The organism is Ferdinandcohnia sp. SAFN-114 (genome assembly GCF_059415045.1).
Window position 1 is genome coordinate 25,340 of the sequence record NZ_JBPFDQ010000033.1, and the last position, 18,791, is coordinate 44,130.

25 protein-coding genes are annotated in these 18,791 nt (G+C 37.5%); 6 read left to right on the forward strand and 19 right to left on the reverse strand.

Annotated features, from left to right (window positions below):
- Window positions 1-591: 591 nt before the first annotated feature.
- The 4 genes from ACR65M_RS12245 to ACR65M_RS12260 all read right to left on the reverse strand — a co-directional run bounded on the left by ACR65M_RS12245 (window position 592) and on the right by ACR65M_RS12260 (window position 5,292).
- Window positions 592-2,508, reverse strand: coding sequence for a vWA domain-containing protein (locus tag ACR65M_RS12245; RefSeq protein ID WP_341331642.1), 1,917 nt, complete (start codon window positions 2,506-2,508; stop codon window positions 592-594).
- Window positions 2,509-2,518: 10 nt separating this feature from the next.
- On the reverse strand, window positions 2,519-3,403 hold the full coding sequence (locus tag ACR65M_RS12250; protein ID WP_341331641.1) for an ATP-binding protein: 885 nt from the start codon (window positions 3,401-3,403) through the stop codon (window positions 2,519-2,521).
- Between the two features lie 458 nt (window positions 3,404-3,861).
- Window positions 3,862-3,969, reverse strand: a complete 108-nt coding sequence (locus tag ACR65M_RS12255) for a putative holin-like toxin (protein ID WP_373604844.1) — start codon at window positions 3,967-3,969, stop codon at window positions 3,862-3,864.
- A gap of 84 nt (window positions 3,970-4,053) precedes the next feature.
- Window positions 4,054-5,292 carry a DHH family phosphoesterase gene (locus ACR65M_RS12260; protein WP_341331640.1) on the reverse strand — a complete coding sequence of 413 codons (1,239 nt, stop codon included), beginning with the start codon at window positions 5,290-5,292 and terminating at the stop codon, window positions 4,054-4,056.
- 184 nt (window positions 5,293-5,476) lie between these two features.
- On the opposite strand from ACR65M_RS12260, the gene ACR65M_RS12265 reads away from it, so the two are divergent.
- Window positions 5,477-6,841, forward strand: a complete 1,365-nt coding sequence (locus tag ACR65M_RS12265) for an MATE family efflux transporter (RefSeq protein ID WP_440273445.1) — start codon at window positions 5,477-5,479, stop codon at window positions 6,839-6,841.
- A gap of 155 nt (window positions 6,842-6,996) precedes the next feature.
- On the opposite strand, the gene ACR65M_RS12270 is transcribed toward ACR65M_RS12265, so the two are convergent.
- On the reverse strand, window positions 6,997-7,827 hold the full coding sequence (locus ACR65M_RS12270) for a deoxyribonuclease IV (RefSeq protein WP_341331638.1): 831 nt from the start codon (window positions 7,825-7,827) through the stop codon (window positions 6,997-6,999).
- A gap of 92 nt (window positions 7,828-7,919) precedes the next feature.
- On the opposite strand from ACR65M_RS12270, the gene ACR65M_RS12275 reads away from it, so the two are divergent.
- Window positions 7,920-8,048: a hypothetical protein gene (locus tag ACR65M_RS12275; RefSeq protein ID WP_341331637.1), complete on the forward strand. Its 129-nt coding sequence runs from the start codon at window positions 7,920-7,922 to the stop codon at window positions 8,046-8,048.
- 47 nt (window positions 8,049-8,095) lie between these two features.
- Here ACR65M_RS12275 and ACR65M_RS12280 read toward each other — a convergent pair whose 3' ends face one another.
- From ACR65M_RS12280 to ACR65M_RS12295, 4 genes are all read right to left on the reverse strand, one after another.
- Window positions 8,096-8,281: a hypothetical protein gene (locus ACR65M_RS12280; protein ID WP_341331636.1), complete on the reverse strand. Its 186-nt coding sequence runs from the start codon at window positions 8,279-8,281 to the stop codon at window positions 8,096-8,098.
- Between the two features lie 133 nt (window positions 8,282-8,414).
- Window positions 8,415-8,693, reverse strand: a complete 279-nt coding sequence (gene yoyC, locus ACR65M_RS12285; protein ID WP_341331635.1) for a protein YoyC — start codon at window positions 8,691-8,693, stop codon at window positions 8,415-8,417.
- A gap of 56 nt (window positions 8,694-8,749) precedes the next feature.
- Window positions 8,750-9,415, reverse strand: coding sequence for a bacillithiol biosynthesis deacetylase BshB2 (gene bshB2 / locus ACR65M_RS12290; protein WP_440273446.1), 666 nt, complete (start codon window positions 9,413-9,415; stop codon window positions 8,750-8,752).
- Between the two features lie 45 nt (window positions 9,416-9,460).
- Window positions 9,461-9,805, reverse strand: coding sequence for a DUF1806 family protein (locus ACR65M_RS12295; protein ID WP_121448643.1), 345 nt, complete (start codon window positions 9,803-9,805; stop codon window positions 9,461-9,463).
- 177 nt (window positions 9,806-9,982) lie between these two features.
- Here ACR65M_RS12295 and ACR65M_RS12300 point away from each other — a divergent pair, with 177 nt between their 5' ends.
- Window positions 9,983-10,216 (forward strand): hypothetical protein, encoded by a 234-nt coding sequence (locus ACR65M_RS12300; RefSeq protein WP_121448642.1) that lies wholly within the window; start codon window positions 9,983-9,985, stop codon window positions 10,214-10,216.
- Window positions 10,217-10,440: 224 nt separating this feature from the next.
- Here ACR65M_RS12300 and ACR65M_RS12305 read toward each other — a convergent pair whose 3' ends face one another.
- The 5 genes from ACR65M_RS12305 to deoD form a co-directional block, all read right to left on the reverse strand.
- A complete protein-coding gene (locus tag ACR65M_RS12305) occupies window positions 10,441-10,707 on the reverse strand; it encodes a phosphocarrier protein HPr (protein ID WP_121448641.1) in 267 nt (88 codons plus the stop codon).
- A gap of 74 nt (window positions 10,708-10,781) precedes the next feature.
- Window positions 10,782-11,591 (reverse strand): bifunctional DNA-formamidopyrimidine glycosylase/DNA-(apurinic or apyrimidinic site) lyase, encoded by an 810-nt coding sequence (gene mutM / locus ACR65M_RS12310; protein ID WP_440273447.1) that lies wholly within the window; start codon window positions 11,589-11,591, stop codon window positions 10,782-10,784.
- A 100-nt stretch (window positions 11,592-11,691) separates the two neighbouring features.
- The gene (locus ACR65M_RS12315; RefSeq protein ID WP_121448699.1) at window positions 11,692-11,931 is read right to left on the reverse strand and encodes a hypothetical protein; all 240 of its coding nucleotides are present in this window, start codon (window positions 11,929-11,931) and stop codon (window positions 11,692-11,694) included.
- 67 nt (window positions 11,932-11,998) lie between these two features.
- Window positions 11,999-14,191 (reverse strand): amidohydrolase family protein, encoded by a 2,193-nt coding sequence (locus tag ACR65M_RS12320; protein ID WP_341331631.1) that lies wholly within the window; start codon window positions 14,189-14,191, stop codon window positions 11,999-12,001.
- A gap of 254 nt (window positions 14,192-14,445) precedes the next feature.
- Window positions 14,446-15,150 (reverse strand): purine-nucleoside phosphorylase, encoded by a 705-nt coding sequence (deoD, locus tag ACR65M_RS12325; protein ID WP_099353011.1) that lies wholly within the window; start codon window positions 15,148-15,150, stop codon window positions 14,446-14,448.
- Window positions 15,151-15,285: 135 nt separating this feature from the next.
- On the opposite strand from deoD, the gene ACR65M_RS12330 reads away from it, so the two are divergent.
- Together ACR65M_RS12330 and yoyE are read left to right on the forward strand one after the other, a co-directional pair.
- On the forward strand, window positions 15,286-15,420 hold the full coding sequence (locus tag ACR65M_RS12330; RefSeq protein WP_281254514.1) for a hypothetical protein: 135 nt from the start codon (window positions 15,286-15,288) through the stop codon (window positions 15,418-15,420).
- A gap of 171 nt (window positions 15,421-15,591) precedes the next feature.
- Window positions 15,592-15,738, forward strand: a complete 147-nt coding sequence (gene yoyE, locus ACR65M_RS12335; protein ID WP_010281467.1) for a protein YoyE — start codon at window positions 15,592-15,594, stop codon at window positions 15,736-15,738.
- A gap of 40 nt (window positions 15,739-15,778) precedes the next feature.
- On the opposite strand, the gene ACR65M_RS12340 is transcribed toward yoyE, so the two are convergent.
- A complete protein-coding gene (locus ACR65M_RS12340) occupies window positions 15,779-16,549 on the reverse strand; it encodes a sporulation protein (RefSeq protein WP_341331630.1) in 771 nt (256 codons plus the stop codon).
- Window positions 16,550-16,663: 114 nt separating this feature from the next.
- Window positions 16,664-16,831: a YozD family protein gene (locus tag ACR65M_RS12345; RefSeq protein WP_121448698.1), complete on the reverse strand. Its 168-nt coding sequence runs from the start codon at window positions 16,829-16,831 to the stop codon at window positions 16,664-16,666.
- Between the two features lie 145 nt (window positions 16,832-16,976).
- Here ACR65M_RS12345 and ACR65M_RS12350 point away from each other — a divergent pair, with 145 nt between their 5' ends.
- Window positions 16,977-17,174 (forward strand): hypothetical protein, encoded by a 198-nt coding sequence (locus ACR65M_RS12350; RefSeq protein WP_341331629.1) that lies wholly within the window; start codon window positions 16,977-16,979, stop codon window positions 17,172-17,174.
- Here the strand turns inward: ACR65M_RS12350 and yodN are convergent.
- The 3 genes from yodN to ACR65M_RS12365 all read right to left on the reverse strand — a co-directional run bounded on the left by yodN (window position 17,171) and on the right by ACR65M_RS12365 (window position 18,785).
- Window positions 17,171-17,863 (reverse strand): germination protein YodN, encoded by a 693-nt coding sequence (gene yodN, locus ACR65M_RS12355; protein WP_341331628.1) that lies wholly within the window; start codon window positions 17,861-17,863, stop codon window positions 17,171-17,173. The two genes, ACR65M_RS12350 and yodN, sit on opposite strands and share 4 nt — an antisense overlap.
- Before the next feature lie 357 nt (window positions 17,864-18,220).
- The gene (locus ACR65M_RS12360; RefSeq protein WP_121448634.1) at window positions 18,221-18,439 is read right to left on the reverse strand and encodes a YozE family protein; all 219 of its coding nucleotides are present in this window, start codon (window positions 18,437-18,439) and stop codon (window positions 18,221-18,223) included.
- 73 nt (window positions 18,440-18,512) lie between these two features.
- A complete protein-coding gene (locus ACR65M_RS12365; RefSeq protein WP_341331627.1) occupies window positions 18,513-18,785 on the reverse strand; it encodes a YokU family protein in 273 nt (90 codons plus the stop codon).
- Window positions 18,786-18,791 lie beyond the last annotated feature (6 nt).

Here is an 18,791-nt window from a genome sequence, read left to right on the forward strand (position 1 = left end):
ATTACTTGATAATTCATCATATGATTGGGGATGGGATAACATTCTAGTACAGAAAAAATCCAGCTAAAGTAGCTGGATCTTTTTTTATCGATTTCTATGACATAGTGGCTATCAGCCATAAAGTCTTGTTATTGGCCGTAAAATTAATTTATCGGCCATAAATCTAAATTATCAGCCATAAAACTTTTTTATTAGCCGTATTTTTGAAAAAAGGCTGTTTTACTAAGCTTTGTTGTTTTTTATATTGTTGACTTTCGCTTCAGGTGGACGCTTTCCGCGGGCGTGGCTTGAGCCTTCTCAACGAAATGTGGAGGCGGCTTGCACAGAAACGAGAAAATTTGGCCACTCCGACAAAGAGGCGTAATTTGCCTCTGAAGGAGAGTTGAAATTTCTCGAGTTTCTAGCCGCTGAAACTGAACAAGTCGCTGCCGCTCCTGCGGGGTCTCAAGTCTCACCTTTTCCCGCTGGACTTGAATTTGCTTCTTTGAAATAACCCACGCACGAAGAAAATGTGAATATATTTTCGAGGAGTCGCCACCTTATGCTCCGATCAACTTGGTATCAATTATTGAAAAAGACAAAATAATCTTGTTAAATACTTTTGTATAATAGCTTTTTCAGTAATGGGAACAGGACATCTGGTAATTGCTCGATGTTTGGTACTAAAATACTGTACTTACCGTATATGTTTTGGATCGTTGTTTGTTGACCTTCATCAATTTCTCCATTTGATAAGAAGACGTTGATGACTTCGATTCCATGTTTTCGTGCTTTTAATACGGCTTCGTGTGTATCAATAATACCATTTTGCTCATAATCAAATGCTGCGGGCTCTCCGTCAGAAAAGACAAGTAAGAATTTTTGTTTCTCGGTACGTTGTAATAATTTCTTCGTTTGCAAACGAATCGAAAAACCGTCACGATTGTCTTCTTCTGGCTCAAGCTGCATGATTTCCGCTCCGTAGCTACGCTTTAGGCTCGAATCGAAATCAATCACTGTTTGCAGATAGTTCGGTTGTTTTGTACTATCGGCATCATTGGTGTCCTCCCAAAAACCTGTCACATCATGAGGAACTTGGACAGATTTTAACGCTTCGTGAAAGAGTGCAATCCCTAACTTTGTTTGGTCCATTTTATCGTACATCGATGCTGAACAATCCACTAACAATGAGAATACCGCATCAATTTGATGGGATGGCTGTTCTTTTTTATAAAATAATCTAGGATTGTCGTCTGTAAAGATACGAATTAGCTTCTTATTTAGTCTTCCAAAATGCAAATCCCCTCTAGGGAGATTCTTTTTATGTTCCAATGTTTTAAGGATCATCTGCTTAAGCTTTTTCTGATAAGGCGCAATGACCGATTTGTTTTTTTCATATTGGATCACTTCTTCGTCCGTTGGTTTTCGTGTGTTCTTGAAGACAGGGTATGCAAAGCGATTTTCCTTTCCAAATTCAGCTTCTGAGGAACCTTCTTTTTCAGAATGTACCATTTCCATTGCTTCCATCTTGGAATAGTCTTTATTTTTACTTTGTTTAGACGAGCCTTGGGCAATCCCTAACGCTTGGTCACCCTCTTCTCCTTCTCTTGCCCCTTCACCCATCAGATTCGTTCGTGAACCTTGTTCTAAATCAAATTGTAAAAAGCTTTTTGTTGGTGTACTTGTTTCACGATGCCAGGTTTCGAACTTCTCCTCATGGATATCTTCATCCCCTTTTTTGACATCATCAAGCACATCGTTATTTTTTAACTTATCTTTCCGTTTCAAATCATCAATTGTTAAGCCATCTTCAAGTACTTCATAATCAAGTTCTGGTAAATGAAAATACGTATTTAACATATCTTCATCAAGCACATCCTCAAGTACTTCAATGATTTCCATGCAAATTTTGATGATATCCTTTGTATTTTTTGCATCAAAGACTTTCTCAATTTGCCCTCGTAAAAACGGAATCACGAGATCTATTTTTTGTTGAATCGTCGGAATTTCTTCAAGAGGTGTCTCAGCCGTTAATAGTACAAAAATGCTTGTAAACAAAGCGTCAGTCGGTACACTTTTAACAATATTGACATGGAGCTGATCCTCATAATACTTGCGATAAATACGTCGTCTTTCGGTAAAGGATTTTCGTGTTCCTGGCCGTTCTTTTTTACATAGTTCTTCCAAACGACTATCTTCAAACAGCATAAACAATTGCTTCGCGAAACTTGGAAGATCGCTTTTTCTACAGAATGATAAATAACGATCAATTTCTTTAAAATCCGTATATTTCATGCTACCAATAGTCCGTAAAAAGACATCACTTAATAGTCCATATCGTTTGTCGCTAGTTGCGCGATTATCCCAAAAATGACTAATGATAATCTTCTGCTGGATCGGGTCAAGATAAGATTTATAGCCTAACTCTATTTCGAGTTCAGGATTTTTTGAGATTGTTTTGGCAAGGTCCGATAATTCCATGAATAGAAAGGAGTCGACCTTTTTATCATTAAATTGAATAAATCTCATTGTAAAAACCTCACTCAAACAGAGTTTCTGCTATATTTTTAACGGCTGCTTTCTCACGTTCATCTTCTAATTTTTCAATGATACCACGTTCAATCGCGCGTAATGGTGGCATATACATGGCTAAATCACAAGTATCAATCAATGCCCGAATGGATGCTGCTTCTTCAGAAAGCATACCACCTCGAACCTGTGTAATTAAATCAGCAGACAAGGATACAAATTTATTGATTACCTTTTCATCCTTCAATGCTGTTTGAGTTTGAAGAACTTCTTTAAGGGTTTCTCCTTGAATATATGGTACCTCAATTACGACAAAGCGGTTTTTCAATGCCTCATTTAAAGGTACGGTTCCCACATAGCCCTCGTTAATTGCGGCAATGACCCCGAAGTCATTCTCTGCACGTACTACTTCAGCAGTAAACGGATTAGTGATCATTTTACGATAATCAAGGACACCGTTTAATATTGGCAATGTTTCTGGTTTTGCCATATTGATTTCATCGATATAGAGTAAATAGCCTTTCTTCATTGCATTGATTACAGGTCCAGAAACAAATTCAATTTTCATTTTTCCATCATGCTCTTGAATGGTTTTGTAGCCAAGTAAGGCTTCTGCATCTAGGTCGACTGAGCAGTTTATACTGTACATAGGCTGTTGGAATAACTGAGAAATGGTTTCAGCAAGCTTTGTTTTTCCTGAACCAGTTGGGCCTTTTAGTAGCACATTTTTACCGATGCTTAGTGCAATAATCGCATCTCGAATAATATTGATATCTGAAGGTGTGTAACCACCTTTTCCGATTAATAGTTCATCATCAGAACCTTTATTCTTTCTATTTGAAATCTCAGTTTGTATTTCTATCGGTAACTTCAATTCTTCTAGCTGAATCGTCATGAAGTATCAAATCCTCTCATACATATGTTTATAATGTGAGTTCAAAAAGGAGGATGAAAAGGACCACGTCGACAAGGACGCCACTTCCTGTGCATAGAAATTGCAAGGCGGTGCGAACTCCAGAGTACCAGAACGTATATAGATAATACGTGAGGAACTAAAAAACAAGCCAACTCAGAAATTCGTCGTGTCATTTTTCACCGGACTTTTTGAACAACCTTTTATATCCCCACGTATTTTACCGAAGTTTGTACGTGAGAGCAATGAATACACCTTGAAATTCAAGTATTTGTGACATTTTTTATTAAGATATGGTATTATAATATTAAATACTCGTAAAATACAAATAGACCGCAGATGTTGCGAGCATCTACGGCCTAGCAATAGAATGGTCCCACTAAGAGGATCAGCCTAAGATAAAATAGACCTCACCCGATTTTTAGCGGAAAAAGGGAGGTCTATTTTTTATTGTTGTCAAAAGATAAAATCGCAACAACAAGCGACGCGAACGAAAGCATTAACACAAGGCTCTCATATATCGTCATATAGGCATCACCCCCTTTCATTTGGGAGCTTAGCCGACCACCCTTATTGGACAAACTATTGCTTATTCATTATAACACATTTTACCATACGAACACACGTTTCATTTAAAATTGGTTCTTTAGACTTACAAGTGCGCCATCGAGGTTTGCTTTAATCGCATCCCCTTTCTTATTAAGATGATCACCAATATAGGCAATTAGCTCATTATCGAAGGCTAAGCCACTTGCAAATTGACGTTTTATAAAGCGCTCGGCTTCTTCAAACGTTGAAAACTTTGCATCGAGTGTTTTTTTATCGTGGTGAATCACCCAGCGAGCGTCCTTTTTAAATATAAAGGACTTTTCCCCTTTTCGATTTACAAACAGAGTGCCATTATCATTCACTTTGAGATTGAGTTGGTTTTCAGGTGCATCATGGCGAATTGCATATAATGGGAATGTATTTTTGACGAAAAGCTCAAATGCTGTATCGCCAAGTGAGCATCCTGATGCTTTTGGATGCCCTCCGCCGCCGAATCGCTTCGCAAATTCAGAAACATCGACCTCATCATATATGGTACGAAGTCCAATTTTTTTAGTGCCAACATTTAGTATAGCAATTAAATCAAGATGAGGATTTAGCTTTCCAAGTGCATTTCCAAGTTCAGAAATGTATTGTTCTGCATGAACAACTCCCACACAATAATCTTCAATGAAGGTTTGCACCATTTGTCTATTTTTTGAGTTAATATATCTTTCAATTTTCTTATCTTCGGTATCTAAAAGAAATTCTTCCGCTTCTGTTAACTGGAAAGTATCTCGATTGTTCTGAAGTCGTTCTAGCATCTTCGTTTCAAACTCTTCAATTCCAATAATAAAAAATAAATCATTTAAGCGTTTCGCTTCTATGCGATTTTCAGTTTCCCATTCCCATGTATCATATAATCTTACAAGTTCAATAAACTCCTCTAAGCCATTATGTTTTTGGATGAGGTTCTTTTCAAGAAGAAATTCATAGTAGAGCGAAGTTGCACAAGTTTTCTTACCTGTCTCATATTCAGCCTGTACAAATCCCCAGTCATATTTATTAAAATGCATGGCTGTCTTATGATGGTCAACCATTTGTATGTAGTGACCCGCCTTATGACGTTTTTCCAATGCTTTTTCGTTTTTATCGTTCACTGCAAGATCGGTTATGTATACTTTTGCTTGACGGTGTTCTGGGTTTTCAATATATTTTTCCACACGCTCGTTTAAGTTTCGGTAAGAGCAATAGGAGACATCAACCTCTTCACCAAATGCCAGTTTGGCAACAAGTCCACATCCTACTCCGTCTAAATCACTATCTGAAAATAACTTTATCAAGTCGGATTCCCCCTTTTACTCCTAGTTTCGATTAGATTTGCTATTTTCATACACATGTACTACTTTACACTAAAAATGAAAAAAGGACGAGTATTGGTTGTCAATCGAATAATTTTCACCTACCATTTTGTCATTTTTGTGATATAATCCTTTAATCATCAAGGAAGGCAAAAGGAAATCATCTATGCATCAAACATTTAATTTAAAAGAAAAAACTAAATTATTTTTCCATATCCTCTTTCCAATTTTGGCCACACAGATTGGTCTTAATCTCATAAATTTTGTGGATACGATGATGTCTGGTCGCGCTGGAGCAAACGACCTTGCAGGGGTTGCGATTGGTTCAAGTCTTTGGGTACCGGTATACACAGGCTTGTCGGGGATATTAGTAGCGATGACACCCATTATCGCTCAGTATGTTGGAGCAAGACAAAAGAATAAGGTTCCATATTCCGTTATGCAAGGTATCTACATCTCTGTTGTCGTCGCTATAGTCGTTGCTATAATTGGTGGATTTGTGCTTGACCCAATTTTAGGTTTTATGAACCTTGAATCCGAAGTACGAGAAATAGCTAAGGAATATCTGATTGGACTTTCATTTGGAATTGTTCCTCTTTTTGTTTATTCTGTATTGAGATCATTTATTGACGCACTGGGTCATACACGGGTGACGATGATTATTACTCTTTCTTCGTTACCAATTAATGTATTGTTTAATTATCTGTTGATTTTTGGGAAGTTTGGTTTTCCTGAGTTAGGTGGTGCGGGTGCAGGTTATGCCACAGCGATTACCTATTGGCTGATTGTGTTTTTAGCTGTTTGGATTATTTTAAGTCGACCTCCATTTACTGAATATCGTGTTTTACGGAAACTTTACTCAGTATCCTTTTCAAGCTGGGGAGAAATCTTAAAACTTGGGTTGCCGATTGGGTTTGCAATCTTTTTTGAAACAAGTATTTTCTCAGCAGTTACATTGCTAATGAGTGAATTTAATACGACTACCATTGCAGCTCACCAAGTCGCAATTAACTTTGCGAGTTTGCTCTACATGATTCCTTTAAGTATTTCGATGGGACTTACAATCGTTGTTGGCTTTGAGGTCGGAGCGAAACGATTTAAGGATGCAAAACAATATAGTATACTTGGCATTTGTATCGCTGTTATTATGGCGCTTGTTTGTTCAATGATTATACTTTTGTTTCAAGAGCCAATTGCAAAAATGTACTCTACAAATGCCGCAGTTATCGGGTTAACGACTCAATTTTTACTATATGCGCTGTTTTTTCAGCTTTCAGATGCCATTGCGGCACCAATTCAAGGTGCACTGCGTGGATATAAGGACGTAAACACGACTTTTGTGATGACACTTATCTCTTATTGGGTGATTGGTTTGCCTGTAGGATATGTCTTGGCAAAATTTACAACGCTTGGTGCGTTCGGTTATTGGATTGGCTTGATAGTAGGGTTAGCTGCCGGTGCTGTAACATTATCTGGTCGTTTAGTCATTGTCCAGAAAAGAGCAGCACATGTGAAGTTTAGTGAAGAATGAAGGAAACCAGCCTTTTGAGGGCTGGTTTTTGTGTGTGAAATTTTCTCTAAATTTAACTTTATGGACATTATTTTGATTTTATGGTCAATCTTTTATTTTTATGGCCGTTAATGTAAATTTATAGCCGATATTTTTCGTTTATGGCTGTTAGTCAATTACTCCATCATCTCATTCAAAAACTTGATCTCTTTCTCATGGGAAAAGTGATTCTCGTGAGGGGTTTCGAGTACAAACGGAATATCACCAAACACGGAACTTGTTAATAATTCTTTGATTTGTTCTACTTTTATCTCCCCAAAAGGGATATTGGCATGTCGGTCCTTCATAGACCTAGTTGGGTATGCTGAATTGTTTAAATGAACCGCTTTTAAATGTTCAAAAAAACCGAGTTCAGTCCCTTTTGCTCCAACCTCATCCCAATTGTCTCCATCCCAAACACCGCTTGCGAATACATGGCAAGTATCTAAACAAAAACCAATTTTATCAGGAAACTCTGTTAGCTGCCTTACTTGGACTAGCTCTTCAAGCATTGTGCCAGTTGGCCCACTTTTACCGGCATTATTTTCTAATAAAAGCATTGCTTCCCCCTCCCACTTCGACAGAACCTCATTGAGGGTTCCAATCATCCGCTGATAGCCTTCTAGTGGGTCTGAAGCGTTTTTCAATACACCAAAATGAACAACTACACCAATCGATCCGCATTCATTTGCAATCTCTAAATCATTTAATAACGAGTTCTTAACATGGTCGATTTGTCCTTCATCCGCAACTAAATTGGTTGGATACGGTGTATGGGCAATGGTTTGGATATCATGCTCTTTACAAAATTTCGCACATTCTTGTGCATCAAGAATATTATATTCTTTAACTGACAGGCTTCGTGGATTTTTTGGAAAGTATTGAAAGGCATGTGCTCCAATTTTTTTTGCATGTTGGGCAGCCCCTAAATACCCTTCCCTAATACTAATATGACTCCCAAATCTCATGATTTCGTCTCCTATCCTACATATATAGTTAGTTTTTCTATCAGAGTAGGAACTATTCAATTAATGGACATACTAGTTTTGAGGTGAGAAAAATGGAAGACTTTACATCAAAAGACGAGACTGTACAAAATAAATCAATCGAAGAATTAGAAGAGGAAATGGGGTTATACATTGTTTCACCTGAAAAAATTAATTCTATTTTTGAAGAAGAAGAGCAATGAAAAAAGAGCGAAAACCAACTCGCTCTTTTTGTTCAATATCTATTTATTTAATGAAAATACGACCACAGACTCGTTGCTCTCCAGACAATGGCAAACGAACATAAACTGATAAATGTTCCACTAAGTATTTTGGCTACTCTTTTATGTGTTCCTTTAAAAATGGAATGTGCGAAGCTAAATGCAAAAATCAAAAATAATATGATTGAAATCTCCATATACATATTCATCTCCATAAAAATACCCCTTTCAAATCTAGACATGCTGAGATATTTTGACGAGTCTCTCTTATTATCATCAGATTATAAGGGAAACTAAGGAGTTGTACAACAGAAATTAGTACTAATTGTAAATATTTTCTTGTTTTGTTTACAATTTCTTCACATTTTCCATTTCCTCAAGATAGACATGCTGCAACTGAAGCTTTTCTTCAATTGATAGACTGGAGTCGAAAATTCGTCTGCTTGCCATAAAAAATTTTTCATAGGGAGTTTTGCGAAGTCTTGGATGGGTCAATTCATCTAGTATATCCCTTCGAATTGTGGAACGCAGAATGTCTTCACTGCTCATGTCCTTTTGCCATAGCCGACGATTCATCCAAAGCGACTGATATGCTTTTAAGAGTTGATCAAAATTAACAGGATCCATTTTCAATATAGCTCCTTTTATACCCGAGAGCCCATCAAAAGATGGGCTCTAAGTACTTAATCGTCAAACTTATATGTCCAATATACTTCTGTTCGTAGCCACTCAATAATTTCATTATCACTGTCATCAATCTTTTGGAGCAGATTTCCCATCAAGCCTTCTGTTTGGGAACGATGTGCTTTCAATGTCGCAATCTTCTTGTCTAATACTTCACTTACATCGAATTCAACATCATGTTCACCAATTTTTTCAACACGGTCATGAGTGATTGCTTTGCAGTAAACAGTTGGTCTATTTTCTTTCGGAATACGCTTAACTGCACGAATGGTTGCTTCTCCTGTTGCATCATGGTCAGGATGGACACCATGTCCAGGATAGAATGTAATAACAAGAGATGGATTTACTTCCTTGATGATTTCCTCAATTGTGTCTGCGATTCTTTCTGAATCTAAAAATTCTAATGTTTTATCACGATATCCTAGCATGCGGAGATCGCTTATTCCACATGCTTTACAAGCTTCTCTTAGTTCTTTTTTTCGAATCTCAGGCAGGGTTTCTCTCGTTGCAAAAAACGGATTTCCTAAATTTCTGCCCATTTCCCCAAGGGTTAGGCAGGCATATGTAACAGGAACCCCTTTTTGTGTATTTAAACTAATTAAACCTGATACTCCAAATGCTTCATCATCTGGATGTGGCAATACAATTAAAATATGTCGCTCCATTTTACTACTCCTTTTATTAAAATATGCCGTTGAAGTTCCAAAACTCTAGAATGGGGTTGTGCTAATTTGCAGCGCAACTGCGAGTTTGCCTTCCTCATCATGACCTGCTAGTAATAAACGGTCCTTCTCGTCAAGCTCCCAATCTGTTAACCCTTCTGCATAAATCCAGCCAATATCCATCTTAAGGCCAACACGGTACGGATCATTTCCAACGATTTTTCCTTCTGTATACGTAACAAGGGCATTTCGAATAAATGCACCCGCTGATGTTTTTTTAGCGCCAGAATGCACTGCATATGCGCCATTTGTAGTTTCAAGGTGAATATAAACGTTTTGATTGGCAAAACGGTTAATTATATCCTGAATGTCTTCTTTTTTTATCGGTTTCAAATGTGAATCCTCCAAACTCTAAATAAATATGTATTCATATATAAATATTAACGATTTTATCAATAAAATTCCAATAATGCGAACTGCAAAATCAAATTAATAGCAATCCCTTGAAAAGATGGTATGATTTTCTACGTATTGGACATATTACGTATATGAAGAAGGTGGTGAACAAAATTGGCAAGAGAAAACCTTGAACTAGTAAATAATATGGAATTTGGTATTACTTCAAAATTCATTCCGAATTTATGTGAAGCAAAAACGTTAAAAGTTGTTGAGATAAATCATACTTCAGTTCGAATTGAACTGGAATCAAAGCAAAAAGGGGTCTTCCCACTTTCCCATTTTCAATACTTAATTCGTCATGGGGCATTAGTTCTATCAAAGGATGAAGATGAAGAAACTGCGTGATTCAAATATGTCTTGGCTCATTTGTGCCTAGATTTTTTAGCTCACGAGGTGGGTCATAAAGACGTTGCCACAGGAAGTGGCGTACTTAGTCTTTGATCTTATGCTCGAAAACTTTCCATTGAAATCTGTGGCATCCTCCATTCATTCTACTGTTCGATATGTCTGGATAATTGCTGAATAAAGTTAAAACAACCATCTGAATGGATGGTTGTTTTTATTTGGTGTTATTCACCTAAGTTTTCTTCTTTTAACACAGACCCAATTCCTTCTAAGGCTGCATCTGCATCATTACCTTCAGCTTGAATCACGATTTGTGAACCTTTTGGTACACCAAGAGACATTACACCCATAATTGATTTAAGGTTTACAGATTTACCGTTGAAAGTAAGTGTAATTTCTGATTGAAATTGACTTGCTTTATGTACGAGCTTTGTAGCTGGTCTTGCATGTAAGCCAGCGTCACTTGTAATTGTAAATGTTTTTTCTGCCATAAAAAATCCCTCTTTCTATTATTGACTCATATATAGAATAGCCATTAACCTATGTGATAATCAAGTGTATTTTTTTAGAATTGGCAATTTGCACAGAAAAATGTTTTCCTGGATGACACTTCTTTCTTCTTTATGATGGATCCACAACGAACGCACACTTCACCTTCTCGGTCATATACTTTACATTTTTCATCATAACCGCCGGTTAAATGATCCCCCTTAAAAAGTGGCTGTTCCATGTATCCACCAAATCGAATGGCATCTTGAAATACAGAATGAATCGATTGATACAATTTTTGAACTTGTGTATCATCCAATGTATCAAACGTCCTGGTTGGTAGAAGTTCTGCAGCAAAGCAAATTTCATCAGAGTAACAATTACCGATCCCTGCAATAAAATCCTGATCGACAAGCGTTGTTTTAAGCATTCCCCTTTTGTTTTCAACTAAATCTTCAAAAGATTGAAGTGTAAAACCAGGTTGCAGAGGTTCTGGCCCTAAATCTGCTAATTCGGATTCAACTTGGTCAGGCGTTAGTAGATGTAAGTATCCTAATCTTAATCCAATAAAACAAAGTTGATGGGATGTAAATCGAAGAATTACTTGTTTTGTTCTTGAAATTGAATCGTTATTTGTTTCAATATACATCAAACCGCCAAGCATAAGATGAAGAAGTAATTTATTTCCGCTTTCAAGTTCAAAAATGAGATGCTTCCCTCTACGGCGGATTTGAGTAATTTTATTTCCGACAAGCTCTTTAGTAAAATCAGAAACCGAAGTATTGATGGATTTTTCACGATTTACTTCCACATCTTGAATGACATGACCTGCTACTTTTAGTTGAAGGAGGTTTTTGTATGTTTCCATTTCTGGCAACTCAGGCATTTTCACACCTCCGATGATTATTTACATTTAGCATAAACAATAAATGAATATTTCATGTATCTATAAAAGCCACGAAGGTGTGATTCCCTCGTGGCTTTGATTAGTGAAGTTTTGAAATTTCATTTTGGAGCTGTTTCGTGCGCTTTGCATTTCCTTCTGCGAAGTTCGCAAGTCTTTCTTTCAGTTCAGGATCATTATGAACTCTTTCTGAGGTAATCAAGTAGCGTCGCATCAGTTCAGACTCTGCAGTATAGGCTGTTTCTAGAACTTCCTTTAAAGCATCCTCGGTTAACGCATCTTCACGATCATGATCCCGATCAAAATCCTTTTCATGATTCATCAAAATCACCTCTATAAAAGTATCTGCTTTTTTTAAAGGAATATGATGATAAAGGCGAGGAAAAATTTTATTCGAATACCCCCATTATCGGTTGTCCATTTTTAACCTGAGTTTGTACACCTGTTTCGTCTTTTGCAACACTACCAGATACAATAACATAATCAATCCCTTTGGATAAGGATGCTGGTTTTTCGGCTGTTGAAGTGTCGATGATCTCATGGTAGTCAAAAACCGTAATATCTGCGGTAGCTCCAACATGAAGCCTTCCTCTTGTACTCATAGCTGGTGCAACTTCTTCAAGTTGTCTTGCGGAATGAATGGTAATTTTCTTCATCCCTTCCATCAGTGGTAAGATATCAAGGTCACGAATGTAACGCCCGATAAACCTCGAAAAGGTTCCCGCTCCTCGTGGATGATTAAACTCACTGTCCATCGTTGCATCGCTACCAATCATACTATGGTCTACTTGTAATGCTTGAATGAGCTCGTCCTCATCCATCGCATAAACAATAACTTGTCCACCTTTCTTACGGTAAATAGGAAATGTTTCCTCCGTTAGTCTCTCAGTTGTACCCGCTACTTGAATGTCGGAATAGGATATGCCAAACCTTGATTGCCAGTCTCCACTGAGACGCTCAAATGAAATATCTGTTGCCCAAGAATCGTATGGGTACACATCATATGTAACTTGGTAGCCATCAGCACGAGCTTCTTCAATTAGGGCTATTGCTTCATCCATCGCACCTGTCCCACCTGTACTGTGAAGATGCATAAAATGAACCGGGGCATCTAACTCCCTTGCATAACCAAGAACTTCTTTTACTGAATCAATACTTGTATGTTCGCCTGTTAGACTAGAATGCCTACCATGGAAATGTGTAACAATGCCATATTCCTTTGCAACTTTCATGAGGGCCCTGATTTCATCAGGAGTTGTTCCTGGATAATACTCAGGGCTAAAAGCAAGTGCGAGCGCACCTTTTTTAATTTCCTCATTTGCCCGTTTTACCATATAGTCAATTTGTTCCTGAGTTGGTGTGCCATGGTTGCCAAGTCCGGCTTCATAACGTAAACGTACCGCAAACAAGGCACCCCCATAGTTTACTGATGTTGGATGATTTTCATATTGATTAAAAAAACCGTTAAAATCAACCGTACACCCATGCATGGAAAGATTTGTTGTTACCCCATCACCAATCTTGAACTTTGCTGCCATTGGATTTGGATTGAACGAAAGCATATCTATAAAGCCGGGACTTACGATTTTTTGATACGCATCAATTTCGGTCTCTCCACGTATAGGTGATTTAGTAACCGCAGCCACTTTGTCGTCCTTAATTCCAACATGATAGCCAATTTTCATGGTTTCCTTGTCTGGATCTATCACAATTCCATTTTTAATCACGATATCATAAGTTACGTTCTCAGGTTCTTTAGTCGATGTCATTTGTTTATATTTGAACTCTTTAATGTCCAGTTTGTCCTTTTTTGATTTAAAACCGATGAGCTGTTCCCCATCAAATAGAAACTTATCTCCACTTATTTTATCAAGTTGGGTTGTCTTATTGGTCGCTAAATCATGAACAAAAGCAGAAATCTTCCCTTGGTCTTTAATTGTGTAGACAATATGCTCCAGCTCGGGATCTGCATCGACCCAGTCAACAGTCGCCTTTTTTGATGGAAGGTCAACGACGAATAGGTCCATATGGGAATCAAATTCAGGTGTGTTAAAAATGATTTCGGCTTTTTGCTTTTCGGGATTTGTCTTGGCATAGAGCATCCCTTCTTCATAGCCGTTTTTAAACTTAATATTACTGATTTTAGCAGAACCCTCAAACGGAATTTCGGAAACGGTTTCTTTCGTGCCAATATTAATCATCTCGATAAAATTGCTGCCGTCATCTTTCTTTCCGTATAAATACAACAAGTGTGCGTCCGGATTCACTTCTACCCCTCTATAACTTTTATCAGGACTGTTAGGAACTTGGTAATCCACCCATGGTGTCACGTTCTCAATTACAGCTTGTTGTCGGTCCCCGATGTAAAGTTTTTTTTGACCGTTTTCCTCTAACAAGGCGAGAACTTGATTCCCATAAAAGGTAATCCCATCTATCTTAAAGCCATTCACAACCAGTTGGCTTTTTACCTCCTCATCAGTGTCGGTAAAAGACTCAGATGGAGAAATGATTTTTGAGCCGAAAAAGGCAACAAACAAGACAGCTGCTAACGTCACACCATATCTAATAAATCGATTTTTCATAATTATCACCCTAATAAAAGAGGAAAAAATCTCGAATCCCGAAATCTTTTCCCCTTAATCAAATGCGCCTTGGCGTATTTGTGCCCGATTTTTAGGCCCACATGAAGTGGGTCATAAAGACGTTGCCACAGGATGTGGCGTTTGTAGTCTTTAATCTTACTTACTGCTCGAAAAATTCTCTCTGAAAAATCGTGGCATCCGCCGTAGGCATAAACTATATTCAGCGGTGTTTTGCTCGGCCGGATATAGTTTATTTATTCCTTCAACGCTGCTTCTAGAGCAACCTCAATCATATCATTAAAAGTTGTTTGACGTTCTTCAGCTGTTGTTTCTTCTCCCGTTAAAATATGATCACTTACTGTTAAAACTGATAATGCATTGCGACCAAATTTCGCCGCTAATGTGTAGAGTGCCGTTGTTTCCATTTCAATCGCAAGAATCCCATACTGTGCCCATTTTTCTAATTCAGCATTTTCATTATAGAAAACGTCACTAGTGAAGACATTTCCAACTTTAAGATTAAGACCTTTTTCAGTCCCTGCTTCATATGCTTTTTTCAATAAATCAAATGATGCTGTTGGGGCATAATCGACACTACCAAAATTGATGCGGTTCATTTGTGAGTTCGTTGAGGAAGTCATCGCTAAAATGACATCTCGTACTTTCACATCCTTTTGAATCGCACCGCAAGTTCCAACTCGAATTAAGTTTTGGACTCCATATTCATTCATTAATTCATGTATGTATATTGAAATGGATGGAACCCCCATACCTGTTCCTTGGACAGACACGCGCTTTCCTTTATATGTACCGGTAAAACCGAGCATTCCACGAACTTCATTGTAGCATTGAACATTTTCAAGAAAGTTTTCAGCAATATACTTTGCACGCAATGGGTCTCCTGGAAGCAATATTGTTTCAGCGATATCCCCTTGCTTTGCTCCAATATGTGTACTCATTCATGATCCTCCTATGTAGGTAAAATTACACTTTTACTATGTTACCACAATTCCATTCTACTTAAAAAGTTTGATTAACGCAAAAATATGGGGAAAGATAAGATTGTATCATCATCAAAAAGGGGGTATTCGTACATGGCAAACGAAAAAATGAGCAAAAAATTAAGACAAGCTGTTGACTATGCAAATGCAACTGACACCACAAAAGGTGTTGGAAATCCGCCAAATACATCGAAAAAAGCAAAAGATGGCTTTATGCAGCCTAAATAATTAAAAGAGAGTTCAAAAGGAGGATGAAAAGGACCAAGAAGTTCGAGGCGGCGAAGCTTCGAGCACCGGAACGTATGTAATTGATACGCGAGGAGCGGAAAAGCAAGCCAACGAAGAAATTCGATGTGTCATTTCACCGGACTTTTTGAACATCCTATTGGAGGGAATAAAATGGGTAAGAAAAATCGTAATCGTATTAATGCTCCAAAGAAAAACAACCATACTCCACCTGAAGCAATTGAAGCGGAACAAATCGCTCACGGTAAAGAATTTTCAGCTGCTGGTGGCCGTAAAAACGGACCAGGGCATAATGAATAAATTGAAAAAGGGCGTCCGATTGCAGGGCGCCCTTTTTCAATTAGCTATGGCGGCTAATAATTTGGTTAATTTTTGATTTGAGATTTGGAAGATCATTCGTCGTTACAGTGAAGTTTACAAAGGATTCATCCATATCCAATGCCTCAGCAAGGAAGCTACTTAACCCACGTGCACGTCGATCCACCTGCATCATCACTTCCACCCGATCTTCAGATTGAGGGAAGAACATTACTTCTACTTCATCTAATCTTCCACGATATTGTCCACTCGTTGGGACAAACTCAAATTCCTGTACAAATGGTAATCGTCTTCTTAGTCGGTATGGTGCCGCTTCGCAATCTACCTTACGTAAGCTAAAGCCTAAATCATATACCGCATTCAACACACCTGCTGCAAGTGGTGATGGAGAAACTGAAATATAATCTTTATCTGATGGGTCAATTGCATTTTTAATATCTAAGCCTGTGTGAATCCACACTTTTGATTTCCCGAACGTTACAGGTGTATCAAGTGGGAGGACGAATGAAAATGGAATTTCACGTCTTTCGTTACTTCCAATTGTAAAACGCTCAACAATTTTCACTTTTTCAATCGTTGCTTGTTGGTTAAACTTTTTGTCATTCGATTCTTTAATGTAGGTTGTCATTAAGGAAAGATAAATCTCGTCGATTTGTTGTTCCGTATTTCCTCCAACAATTTCAACAACGCCAGAAACCTTGTCACCAGCCCTAAGTTGGTCAGTTGTTAACTTAGTATCAACTCTTGCACTTCCTATCCCAATACTTGAAAAAAGTTTATTAAATAAAGACATGGTCATTCCTCCTAATGCTTGATATAAAACTATACGACTGGGCATGAAAAAAGTTTCTACAGAAATGATATTTTTTCATTAAAAAACGACGGGTTTCCCCGCCGTCATATGTACCTAGTCTTCTTCTTCGTCAATTACACATTTAAAGAGTAAGTATTCAAAAGTAATATCTGCTAGTTCCTCTAGCTCTTCCTCGCTTGGGGCAAATCCCCTTTGGACAAGCTCGTTATAGAAAAACTCTGCAATTTCCTCCGTATCAATAACAACCTCAATCTCCTTCAGCATGATCGCCCCCTTTACTTAAGATGTATGATGTAAAAACGTCACCTATGTCATTTCATATGTATATTATTTTTTAGTCATGAAATCAAAAGTTCATACATAGGATGGAATATAAGAATTGGACAAGCCTAATGGAGGGGTTCTCATGACAAAGCAAGCCGTTATTGTAAAATTTCCAGTACAAGCAGAAGTGAATCGCACCAATAAATTACTAGCATTTATTGACGGAGACGGGTTTGACAAAGTGTTAGGAAAAGTAACAAAAGGATTATTTTCGTTTATTTTGTTTTTAGGGATCCCTTATTTCTTTTATGTGTTAGTACAAGCGTTACTCATGGGTTAATCGTTACCTTTCCCAGACTCAAATTTTTGTAGATTTTTCATTGCTAAATCCATAACATCTTTATATTTCTGATCCTGGAACATGTCGTACAGGATCTTGTAGTCGTTGTACACATCTAATAAACCGTCAATGATTTCTTTTTTCTCTTTTTTAATACGCATATGATCTTTCTCGGATTTACGATAGATATCCATATTTTCATACATCCCCGCATTATTGTTTTTCTTTTTCACAAAATACTTCAACGAATATTTTTGAAGGAATGTTTCAGCTTGATCAAAGTCTGCAAGTAGTGTCAGCTCATCCTCTCCTGCTTCGAGCCACTCACCGTCTGTCACTCTCGCTAGTTCGTAAATCACATCCTCCCACGCACCCTCTTTGTATCTCCAAATTTCAGTGTGAATCCCAACAATTTTAAACACATCATTGTCATATCCTTGCACAAAGACAAGGTCACCAAAATAATATTTGTATTCAATATCGATTTTTTCAATTTCCATCGGCCTTGCTTTATATTGGGAAAGCAAGGTTAGGGCCGATTCTGAGTAAAATGCCTCGCCTTTATTAACTTTATATAGAAAGTTTCCATCTAGCTTACGGATATCGGTCACAGATCCAACTGTTCCATATAACTTAACAACGACGATATCCCCGATTTTGTATTTTGGCTTTTTGCTTTTATCATCCATATCCTCATCCCTCTGCTTTGGTGTCGATTTAAAGGGTGTGACATAGTATATGCAAGTCTTTTGCAAAACGGCAATATAATAGGGCTTGTGAATCAAGAAATATTAAGGGTGGGCGAGCCTAAAATTTGTGGAGGTGAAGTGTTCGTTATAGAGGTTTATTTTGGGGAGAATGTTAGTGGCAGTATTTTTAAAATAGTGGGAGTAAAACATGGATAGCGGCAGTAAATCCAAGTTAGTGGCAGTAATTTAACCTAGTGACAGAAAATCTTGGATAGTGACAGTATTTTTTCATTCTTAATATCTAGTTGCTCAGAAAACGTAAAAAACCACCGAGATTCTGCATCTCAGTGGTTTATATCAATCTTCGTTTTCATAAAGATCCCAGGCCTTATCGAAAGTAGACATACTTTTTAAATATTGGCCGTTTAACTCCAAATAAGAGCTTAATTCATTGTAATCCTTCGAATAGATTGGAAAGCTATGATCCAAATAGATGTCATTTGCAAATTGACTAATCTCATCTTTCGCTTTTGCCGTACGAAATTTTACAATATAGTGATAAAATGACTTTCCCATAACAACCACATCCTACATAAGCGTTCGTTTTGTCATTTTATCATGATATCGAATCAAGTCAACTGAAAATGACTTAAAAACGGAAGTAGTTATGCTTTAAAAATCGCGGAATCTCCATTAGTTCTTTATAGCTAATTGTCTTCAAAAGTTTTTTTGTATCGATTAACATGAGTTGGTCTTCAATTTCATTTATTATGTTTTCTTCTTGATACTCCATTCCGCATTCATCACACTTTACACTAGGTGTATCGGTAATTTCAATTGCTCTTGTTCCATCTGGAAGTTCCCAAAATACACTGTTTGTTGCTTCTTTCGCCTTTTCCGAATCACACCACATACAATTCAACAATAT